We start from the raw sequence: 10,591 nt of genomic DNA, 5'->3' as shown, positions 1-10,591 counted from the left end.
GATTTAAAAGGTTATGGGGTAAGTTCCATCAAAACCAATAAAAAGGTTGATGAGAATACCCTTTTTGGTGTGGCATCAAATACAAAAGCATTCACGGCTGCGGCATTGGGTATGTTGGTTGATGAAAAGAAAATCACCTGGGATACTAAAGTTACCGATGTAATTCCGGAGTTTAAAATGTACGATGCCTACGTAACCAGCGAATTTACTATCCGCGATTTGCTCACGCACCGCAGCGGTTTGGGTTTAGGTGCGGGCGATTTAATGATCTGGCCAGATTCTTCAACCGTTGATAAAAAGCAATTGATCCATAACCTGCGTTATTTAAAGCCGGTTTCCTCTTTCCGTACCAAATACGATTACGACAACCTGATGTATATTGTTGCTGGCGATGTGGTAGCAAGGGTTTCAGGAATTACTTACGAAGATTTTATTGAAAGCAGGATCATTAAACCATTAGGCATGACCAAAACGGCAGCTTCGTGGTACCGCTTAAAAGACAAATCGAATGTAATTGATGGCCATGCCCCTTACGAAGGTAAACTGCTTCCTGTAGGACTAAGCTTCGGAGAGATCGCAAATGCTGCTGGTGGAATTTATTCGAACGTTACCGATATGAGCAAATGGGTAATGGCCATGATCAATGGCGGCAAATATGGCGAAACTCTTGACAAGAAATTATTCAGTCCTGCTGTGGCAAGAGAACTTTGGACGCCGCAGACCATTATTGCAGGAGGTAATCCAGCTGCTTTTAGTAGTTATGGCCTAGGTTGGTTTTTGAGTAATGTAAATGGCAATTTTCAGGCAACACACACAGGCGGTCTGTCAGGGATTGTAACACAGGTAACGATCATTCCAGAGATGAAATTGGGCATTATTGTATTAACCAATCAGCAATCTGGTGCTGCTTTTAATTCGATCACCAATTCGATTAAAGATGGTTATCTTGGTATTAGAGGACAGGACAGGATTAAAACCTATAACGATAACAGGCTCAGAAACGAAAAACAGGCTGACGAGATGGTAAGCAAAGTTTGGAACGATATTGCGGCTCAGCAAAAACTGTCGGTCGCAAAGCCAGATGTTAAACATTATTATGGCATTTTTCATGATGCCTGGTTTGGCGATGTAACCATTAGTGAGGTGAACGGCAAGATGCATTTTCAGGCTAAAAACGCTCCAAAATTGAAAGGCGACATGACTTACTACAAAGGAAATACCTTTATTGTAAAATGGTACGATAGAAGTTTAGATGCCGATGCTTTTGTTAATTTTAGTTTAGATAACAATGCTTCGGCCAATGGTTTTAAAATAGAAGCGATTTCGCCGCTAACCGATTTTAGTTTCGATTTCCAGGACCTGGATTTTAAAAAGACCGATAAAAAATAACCTAACCAATTATACAATGAAAACATTATTTAAAACGAGTATTTTACTAAGCTTTTGCTTAATTGCATTTACATCAATGACATTTAAACCAAAACGGATTATCTTCTTTGGCGACTCGATTACCCAACAGGGTGTTTCTAAAAACGGATATGTAACCCTGATCAAAAAATCGCTCGATTCTACTAAATATGATATAATTGGAGCCGGAATTGGCGGCAACAAGGTTTACGATTTATACCTGCGTTTAGAAGATGATGTGCTCAACAAGAAACCCGATTTAGTGGTGATTTATGTCGGTATTAATGATGTTTGGCATAAACAATCTTCTCATACCGGAACCGATTATGACAAATATTTAAAGTTTTATCAGGCGCTGATCAACAAAATTCAGGGTGTAGGCAGCAAAGTGGTATTGGTTACTCCATCAGTTGTTGGTGAGAAAAAAGATGGTACGAATGAGCTAGATGCCGATTTGAATAAATATGCTGAAGGTATTAGAACATTGGCTGCAAAAAATAATCTTCCTGTATGCGATTTAAGGAAAATTTTTGCAGAGTACGAGGCAAAAAATAATCCAGAGGATAAAGAAAAAGGCATTTTAACTGTTGATAGAGTACACTTAAATGAAACAGGTAATAAATTGGTTGCCGATCAGTTATTGCCTTTGGTGAAGTAGATAGATATTCGTCATTGCGAAGCGAAGAAGGGGATTGTACAATGGAGTGAAGCAATCTTTCCAGTTTAACAGATCAAAATAATAATGGAAAGAGGAGGGACAGTTTACATTATTACTAATTTTACTCATACTACATTATATGTCGGAGTTACTTCAGATTTAATGTTTAGGATAAAAGAGGATAGAGACAAGGTATATCCGAAATCTTTTTCGGCTAAATATAACATGGACAAACTTGTTTATTTTTGTTCTTATGATTCGATAGAGGAAGCGATTGCAGAAGAAAAGAGAATTAAGGGTGGAAGCCGTAAAAAAAAGATAAAATTAATAGAATCCATGAGTCCTGAATGGAAGGATTTATGGGAGATAGTGAAAGAATGGTAAATATTATACCATTGTAGATTAAAAATATATCGTCATTGCGAACTGAAGAAGGGGATTGTGCGATGGAGTGAAGCAATCTTTCCTGTTTGACGGTAACCAATTGAAAATAAATAAAAGCATAAAAGATTGCTTCGTCGTGCCTCCTCGCAATGACGAACAATAATAATATATGATAAACCGCGAAACGATAGATAAGATAATGGATACCGCCCGTATTGAGGAGGTAGTTGGGGATTTTGTGCACTTAAAAAAACGCGGAACCAGTTTAATTGGTAATTGCCCTTTCCATGGCGAAAAAACACCTTCCTTTCACGTATCCGTAACTAAAGGCATTTACAAATGTTTTGGCTGTGGTAAAGGGGGGGATTCAGTGCGCTTTATTATGGATCATGAAAAATATTCATATCCCGAAGCACTTAAATTTTTAGCCAATAAATACAATATAGAAGTTGAGGAAGCCGAACTGAGCCCTCAAGATGCCGAAGCACAAAGTGCCAAAGAAAGTCTTTATGTCGTTTCGCAGTACGCTGCTGCATTTTTTGTAAAACAGCTTTGGGAAACAGATGAAGGAAAGGGCATCGGCTTAAGTTATTTTAAAGAACGTGGCTTTAGGGAAGACATCCTTAAAAAATTTGAGGTGGGTTATTCTCCGGATGTATGGGATGCGATGACTCAAAGCGCAATCAACGCCGGACATAAATTGGAGTTTTTAGAAGCCACCGGATTATCGATCAAAAACGATAACGGCAAAATTTACGATCGCTTTCGCGGGCGGGTAATGTTTCCGATCCACAACTTTACAGGCAGGATTATTGGTTTTGGAGGTAGGACTTTAAAAACCGATAAAAATGTCCCTAAGTATGTAAATTCACCAGAAAGTGAAATTTACCACAAATCGAATGTCCTTTATGGTTTGTTCCATGCCAAAAAAGCCATTCGCGATTTGGATAACTGTTACCTGGCGGAAGGTTATGCCGATGTGCTTTCCGTACATCAGGCCGGAATAGAAAACGTAGTAGCCTCTTCGGGTACTTCGTTAACCGTAGAGCAGATTAAACTGATCGGGCGTTTTACCCAGAACATTACCATTTTGTTTGATGGTGATGCTGCAGGTATTAAAGCCTCCCTCCGTGGTTTGGATATGATTTTGGAAGAAGGACTGAACGTGAAAATCGTTTCCTTCCCCGATGGCCACGATCCCGATTCTTATATGCACCATGTTGGGGCAGGTGCTTTTAAAACCTATCTCGAGCAGAATAGAAAAGACTTTATTTTATACAAGGCGAATGTATTGCTTAAAGATGCGGGCAATGATCCGATTAAAAGAGCAGGCATTATCCGCGATATTGTAGAAAGTATTGCCAAAATCCCTGACCCGATTAAGGCCTCCGTTTTTATCAGGGAGTGTAGTAGTTTACTCGAAATAGATGAGCATATTTTACTGAGTGAGTTAAATAAAATGCGCTCGGCAAAGCTCAAAAAAAGCTTTGATAATAATCAGCGGGCAAATCCATCATCAAGTCCGAAACCATATTCTTCAGGTGCACCAGAGCCACTTGGCCCACCTGATGATTTATGGGATGACAGCGCAGGCCCAATGGGTCATGAAGCACCTGTAGAAGAAAATGAGCATCAGGAAAAAGAAATTGTGCGCTTATTACTGGCTTTCGGGCACGAACTTGTAAACTGGGATAAAATTGATGATATGTACATCGGTTCATTCATCATGCAGAATCTGAGCGATGTCGAATTTGATGATCCACTTTGCAAAAGAATTATCGATTATTATAAATCAGAAATCGACAACGGCCGATTACCCACGTCGAACCACTTTGTTAAACATGAGGATAGAGATATTGCCGATCTGGCCATTACACTTTCAACCTCAGAATATGCTTTAAGTGAGAACTGGTTAAATAAACATCTTATCTATGTTAAAGATGAAACGATGAATTTAAAAGCGACYATTTTAGGTGGCATTTTTCACCTTAAAAAGCGTAAAGTCGAAAAAAWATTGATGAATCTGTTGAAAGAAATTAAAGAGGAAAAGAACGAGGATAACCAAATGATTTTAATGCAGCGTTATGGAGTGATTAAAGGCGTTGAGCGAGAGATTTCTAAGTTCCTGGGTTCTGTTATTGTTAAATAAATTACACTTGCCAAGGAGTCCTGTAGAGATTTCGTCATCTCGACTGAAGCGTAGTCCCGACGTTAAATCGGGAGAGAGATCTATAATAGATTTCTCGATTGCGTTGCGCTTCGCTCGAAATGACGGCTTTTCAATCATGACGATCGTCCAGTAAAAAAATCAATATTAGATATGGCGTTTCATAATGATTTAGGTAAAGCAGGCGAAAATATTGCAAGGCAATATCTGGAAGACCAGGGTTATGAGATTTTAGATGAAAACTGGACCCATGGTAAAGCCGAGGTAGATTTAATTGTTTATAAAAACGGCATTATGGTTTTTGTAGAAGTTAAATCCAGGAGTTCGGTTGCTTTTGGCGAACCGGAAGAATTTGTACACAAAGCCAAGCAAATACAGATGGAATTGGCTGCTAATGCCTATATTGAATTAATGAACCATCAAAATGATATCCGTTTTGATATTATTGCAATTACATTTACAAAAAATAAAAATTATAATTTAAACCATATTGAAGATGCGTTTTGGCCTGAAGATTAACCCCATTAAAAGTTTCATATTTACCGGAATCGTGCTTGCATTTGTAAGTTCGTGTAAAGACGATTCTACCACAACCTACCGTAGTTTTATTTCACCGATGACTGGTCTTAATGTGCCGTCAGGAAATGAATTTGATGTTAAAGTACAGTTTGGCGCTGAACAGAAAGTAGACTCCGTAGTTTACTTGATCGATACCGTTAAAATGATTTCAAAAGCCGATACTTCGGCCATCAAACTTAAAACTGAAGGTTTGAAATTGGGTAACCATTTGGTAACAGCCAAAATATTCGGCGCTGGAAAATCTGAGGATTTAACCTCTAATATTAATGTTTTAGCAGCTCAGGCGCCAACGGAATATACCTATAAAGTAATTAAAACCTTGCCTCATGATACCTCTTCTTATGTAGAGGGCTTAGAATATCATGATGGCTTTTTTTACGAAAGTGCTGGCGATTACGGTCATTCCAGTTTGCGTAAAGTGGAACCATCGACAGGTAAAATCCTTCAAAAAGCAGATTTGGATAAACAGTATTTTGGAGAAGGCATAACTGTAATCGGAAGCAAAATTATCCAGTTAACTTATCGCGAAAAAGTTGGCTTTGTATATGATAAAGCTACCTTTAAAAAACTATCTGAATTTTCGTACACTACCGGCAGAGAAGGATGGGGCCTGGCTTTTGATGGCGAGAAAGTATTGAATACGGATGGTTCAAATACTGTCTTTTTTCTGAATAAAGATACCTATCAAAAAATTGGTTCGATTGATGTTTTTGATAATAAAGGCCCAATTCAAAATTTAAATGAACTGGAAATTATTGATGGGAAAATTTATGCAAACGTGTACACTACGAATGAAATCCTGATCATTAATCCAGAAACGGGTGCCGTTGAAAGCAAGATCGATTTATCCGGACTATTGCCAGCTGATTATTTTAAAACCGAAGATGCAAAGGCTAATAATGTGCTAAACGGTATCGCTTACGATAAAGCAACCAAAAGACTTTTTGTAGCCGGTAAAAAGTGGCCACATATTTTCCAGATCGAGTTGGTTAAGAAATAATTTAATTATCGATGTATCACATTGAGCTTGTCGAAATGCCTTAATATGAATTTAGATAGGTCCTTCGACAGGCTCAGGATGACAAGCTCTTAATCCTGTTTCTTCGGCTCGTCCAGGTAACCGTTAAAAATAATGGGTTGTTTATTCATGCTGCTTGCTGTTAATGAAGCATAACCATTGGTCGAAATATTAATGGTAAACCGATAGTTTTCTCTTTTTACATCCTTTGTATTAATCTGGATGGTGTAAGATCCTTTTTTATTCTTCGATTCTGTGTAGGTGAAATCTTTAGAGGTAAATTTAATACCACCTTGAGTAGGATCCATCGGAGCAGAAAAAGATCTTCCGAAATAAGGCAGATAAGCAACAATACTGTCTTTGGTAACCTTAACATCGTATTGCGAACCCGTCAGGTTTATAGAACCACCACCCTGACTACCAGGCATCATTGCTAATACTTTATTAATGTCGTTGTTCGACATCGGCATGGCGGTATTGGCAACAAAAGTATAATTTTTATCCGCTACAATTTTTATTGTAGTTTCCTTATTGGTTTGGGCAAATAATTGAACCCCAATCAAAAGAAAGGCAAGGCTCAATATTAAATTTAAACGTTTCATAATGTGTGTTTTAAATGTGTAACAATTTAAAGATGCACAGATTTGAAAGATTCCATAATAGTGCCAAAAAATGGACGGTGGACTAAATTTAACGATTTTAGTTTTTATATAGCGGATTTACCTTTTCCGAATAACTCGATTTGTATAACGGATTACTTTTCTCTGTTGCAGAAGCTCCCATTGCTGTGAATTTATAGGTGCCTACAGGAAGATTGTTGAGTTCGATTTCTCCGTTTTCATTCGTAATTAAAGTAATTAAACTCCCACCGGGATTTTTACCACCTTTAACAATTATTCCACCGATTGGCGTGCCCGCTACCCGCGATTTGGGATTAGTGGAAGGTACCAAAATGATAAATTTATAATTTCCTGCACTGGCATTATTAAATTCTATCTCTCCATTTGAGTTGGTTACGAGGGTAATTGCATCGTCTCCTGGATTTTTACCTCCTTTAACCACAATACCACCAATAGGCTGCCCAGTCACGAAACTTACTTCGCCAGTGGCTACATCTAATTTGCCTTTGATGGATTTCATAATGCAAGGGAAATGTGATTCGGGATAATTTAGTTTACAGTAATCACAATAATGCCCTTCTGGCGCCTGAACCCTTAATTGTTGTGAATTTGTTTCTTTAGTTTCTGTTGATGTTGCAGTTCTTTTAACTTGAGCCAGAACAGTAAATGAAATCGATAGCAGAAATACCGCTATAGCAGCCCCTTTTTTCATAAAATTTGATTAGAACTACAAAATTAATCAAAAAATATGGCTCTTGCTAGTTTTTAAAGGCTAGTGAGATAATGGCTAGTTATTTGACTATTTCTTTTTAGATGCTTTCGCAAAAGGATTGAAGGCCAGCGCAAGGTTAACCCAGAAATCCAATTCATCATTCCGGCCTAAAACATCTTCTGATACCGAAACGTAGCCCTTCATTGGTCTACCGCCCATAACCATCTGCTGCCAGCCATCTTTATCGGATAAATTTTCTAAAGTATTGGGGTCGAGTCTCACCATCATGCTGTTTTTAGAAACACCTATACACATTTTACCGTTCACCATAAAAATAAGCCCACTGAACATTTCTTTTTCCTCTACATCTTGTATATGCATTAAACGTTCGGCAACGCGAAGCGCTAAGGTTTCGTTATATTTCATAGTCTAAAATTAATGTGCATTTTTGCCTGTTCCGTATTTAATTCCAACTGTGTAGAAATATTTTCTGATCAAGTCGTATTTTTCAGTGCAAAATTCTCCTGTCTTTATTTTTTCTGAGCTATCTTCTCTTCTATGGCATTCGAAACAAATCTCAATATATTCTGCTATCAATCCTTTTTCATCTAAAAATACAATTGCATTTCTGGGATTATAACAGCTATATCCATCATCTCCTATCAGTAATCCCTTATAGCTCTTAGTAGACTTATAGCCAAAATTATATAGGATGTCAGTTAGTTTATCAATCTCCAATGCTGACAAAATCCTATTTTCTTTGATTCTCGTTTGATCTAGTTTTTGTTTTTTTGCCAACAAAGCTACGGTGAATTCTTTCTCATTATGATTTTTAGGCTGAGTTTTACCAGCAATATTAATTTCTGCACTTGGCTCAGGTAGTTCGAAAGAAATCAACATTACCTTTTTGTATTGGTTAAACGGGAAAAATTTTAATCTTTCACCAAGTGAATAAGTGTTTCGATGGATGCAGGCCATGCGTTTTTCTAAAACAGCATAGTCTGCTCTCGATGGCGGTTCCACCGGTGGCTTCATGATATCGTATTTTTTCTTTTGCGCAAAACCTACAAGGCAAATCAAAGAAAAAACTAAAGTAAGTTTAATAGCGTGCATTAGAATTGTTTATCCTTAAAATTAATGTTTATAAGATGTTGAACAAAATAATTTCCTTACTATCTCTATTTCAGTAAATTTGCAATATGTTGTTAAACTGCTATCAGGAAGAATTATTAGAGGCCGGGTGTGATGAAGCTGGAAGAGGTTGCCTCGCTGGTCCTGTTTTTGCCGCGGCGGTAATATTGCCAAAAGGTTTTGTGTTAGAAGGATTAAATGATTCTAAGCAGTTATCGCATGAGCAAAGGGCCGCTCTGAGACCTATAATAGAACAGGAAGCTTTAGCTTGGGCCGTAGCTTCTTGTGATCATGAAGAGATAGACCGGATCAATATTTTAAATGCTTCGTTTTTGGCCATGCACAGGGCGATTGAAAAATTACATACCCAACCACAATACCTGGTAATTGATGGCAACCGCTTCAAAACCTATCCGCAAATTCCACACAGTTGCATTGTAAAGGGCGATGGTAAATATCTAAATATCGCTGCCGCTTCTATACTGGCGAAAACCCACCGCGATGAATATATGACCAATCTACACGTCGATTTTCCGCATTACAATTGGCAGCAGAATAAAGGATACCCAACTATTGCGCACCGTAAGGCTGTAATCGAAATCGGGTTATCACCTTTTCACCGTAAAACTTTCAATGTGAGCGACCCTCAGTTAGAACTGTTTTCAAAAAACGCCTAAAATTTCGTATTTTCACAACATTGTGAAAATACTGTTGATTACTAAGCGGGTTCCCTTCCCGCCAAATAGTGGTTATCCTATTGTGGTTTATAATACCATAAAAGGTTTGCTGCAACTTGGCGCAGATATTACTTTGTTTAGCCTCAACCCCTCAAAAGGACGGATCGACATCGAGGATATCTACGATCCTATTTTCGAACAGATTAAATACCATACTTACGATTTAGATACAGATGTAAATGTATGGTCGGCATTTTTTAATATTTTCACTAACGAATCTTATAACGTTTCCCGTTATTATAGCGAAGATGCTGCGCGACAGTTAGAAAATCTCTTACGAGAAAACGTGTTCGATATTATTCAATTTGAGGGGCTTTTTGTTGTTCCTTATCTGGATGTGGTTAAGGCAAACAGTAATGCCAAGCTCATTTACAGGGCACACAATATCGAATTTACCCTTTGGGAACGTCTTTCTCATTCTGAAAAGTTTCTCATTAGGCGTAAATATTTAGCTTTTTTAGCCCAGCGGCTTAAAGCATATGAAACCGATCAGATTAACCGTTTCCACCATATTTTTGCCATTTCTGAGCCCGATCGCCAAAGCATATTAATGTTTGGTTGCGAAATTCCGATGTCGGTTTTTCCGGTTGCCATCGATTTAGAAAAATATAAAGTAGATAAAAGTAAAACCAGTTTTCCTACACTGTTTCATTTAGGTGCAATGGACTGGCGACCGAATCAGGAAGGACTAGAATGGTTTTTGGATGATATCTGGCCCGATATTGAAAAACTAAATAAAGACCTTCGTTTTTATATTGCAGGAAAAAACATGCAGAAACATTTCTTCGAATACGATTCAGAAAATCTGATTGTAGAGGGTGAGGTTTTTGATGCGGTTGAATTTATGAACTCTAAGGCAATTATGATTGTTCCTTTAATCTCTGGCACTGGAATGCGGGTGAAGATTATTGAAGGTATGGCCATGAAAAAATGCATCATAGCGACCACTACTGCCGCAGAAGGAATTAATTGCAGGCATGGCCATGACATTTTAATTGCTGATTCTGCAGATGAATTTTACCGGTCGATTTTACAGTGTATCATTAACCCTAAACGTTGGGTAGAAATAGGAGAGAACGCCCGCAAAACAGTAGAAAACGACCATGGTGTTCWTTTAATCTCCAGTAAAATGCTGAAGATTTACGAAGAATTGGTGACTGCGTAAGTATCTTTAGTAG

12 protein-coding genes are annotated in these 10,591 nt (G+C 37.9%); 8 read left to right on the top strand and 4 right to left on the bottom strand.

The window, feature by feature from the left end; all coding sequences use genetic code 11:
* From AC1DPQ_RS07080 to AC1DPQ_RS07055, 6 genes are all read left to right on the top strand, one after another.
* A partial coding sequence (locus tag AC1DPQ_RS07080) for a serine hydrolase (RefSeq protein ID WP_477608553.1) occupies positions 1-1,389 on the top strand: 1,389 nt, incomplete at its 5' end.
* A 16-nt stretch (positions 1,390-1,405) separates the two neighbouring features.
* Entirely contained in the window at positions 1,406-2,065 is a 660-nt protein-coding gene (locus AC1DPQ_RS07075) for an SGNH/GDSL hydrolase family protein (protein WP_477581215.1), read from the top strand.
* Positions 2,066-2,149: 84 nt separating this feature from the next.
* Positions 2,150-2,449, top strand: coding sequence for a GIY-YIG nuclease family protein (locus AC1DPQ_RS07070; RefSeq protein WP_477581213.1), 300 nt, complete (start codon positions 2,150-2,152; stop codon positions 2,447-2,449).
* A 169-nt stretch (positions 2,450-2,618) separates the two neighbouring features.
* A complete protein-coding gene (gene dnaG / locus AC1DPQ_RS07065) occupies positions 2,619-4,598 on the top strand; it encodes a DNA primase (protein ID WP_477608552.1) in 1,980 nt (659 codons plus the stop codon).
* A 171-nt stretch (positions 4,599-4,769) separates the two neighbouring features.
* Entirely contained in the window at positions 4,770-5,135 is a 366-nt protein-coding gene (locus AC1DPQ_RS07060) for a YraN family protein (protein WP_230142137.1), read from the top strand.
* Complete coding sequence (locus tag AC1DPQ_RS07055) at positions 5,113-6,195, top strand: glutaminyl-peptide cyclotransferase (protein ID WP_477585037.1); 1,083 nt, start codon at positions 5,113-5,115, stop codon at positions 6,193-6,195. Before AC1DPQ_RS07060 ends, AC1DPQ_RS07055 begins: the two co-directional genes overlap by 23 nt.
* 89 nt (positions 6,196-6,284) lie before the next feature.
* On the opposite strand, the gene AC1DPQ_RS07050 is transcribed toward AC1DPQ_RS07055, so the two are convergent.
* From AC1DPQ_RS07050 to AC1DPQ_RS07035, 4 genes are all read right to left on the bottom strand, one after another.
* Positions 6,285-6,815 (bottom strand): DUF4251 domain-containing protein, encoded by a 531-nt coding sequence (locus tag AC1DPQ_RS07050; protein ID WP_477585038.1) that lies wholly within the window; start codon positions 6,813-6,815, stop codon positions 6,285-6,287.
* A 97-nt stretch (positions 6,816-6,912) separates the two neighbouring features.
* Positions 6,913-7,545 (bottom strand): hypothetical protein, encoded by a 633-nt coding sequence (locus AC1DPQ_RS07045; RefSeq protein WP_477608550.1) that lies wholly within the window; start codon positions 7,543-7,545, stop codon positions 6,913-6,915.
* Between the two features lie 87 nt (positions 7,546-7,632).
* Positions 7,633-7,971 (bottom strand): TfoX/Sxy family protein, encoded by a 339-nt coding sequence (locus tag AC1DPQ_RS07040; RefSeq protein ID WP_131028013.1) that lies wholly within the window; start codon positions 7,969-7,971, stop codon positions 7,633-7,635.
* Positions 7,972-7,980: 9 nt separating this feature from the next.
* The gene (locus AC1DPQ_RS07035) at positions 7,981-8,658 is read right to left on the bottom strand and encodes a hypothetical protein (protein WP_477585329.1); all 678 of its coding nucleotides are present in this window, start codon (positions 8,656-8,658) and stop codon (positions 7,981-7,983) included.
* Between the two features lie 86 nt (positions 8,659-8,744).
* Between AC1DPQ_RS07035 and AC1DPQ_RS07030 the strand changes: the two genes are divergently transcribed.
* A complete protein-coding gene (locus AC1DPQ_RS07030; protein ID WP_477585327.1) occupies positions 8,745-9,353 on the top strand; it encodes a ribonuclease HII in 609 nt (202 codons plus the stop codon).
* Between the two features lie 22 nt (positions 9,354-9,375).
* Positions 9,376-10,578: a glycosyltransferase family 4 protein gene (locus tag AC1DPQ_RS07025; RefSeq protein WP_477608548.1), complete on the top strand. Its 1,203-nt coding sequence runs from the start codon at positions 9,376-9,378 to the stop codon at positions 10,576-10,578.
* Positions 10,579-10,591 lie beyond the last annotated feature (13 nt).

This window comes from Pedobacter sp. 01T416_2, from assembly GCF_056398925.1.
This window is presented reverse-complemented; position numbering and strand designations above follow the sequence as displayed.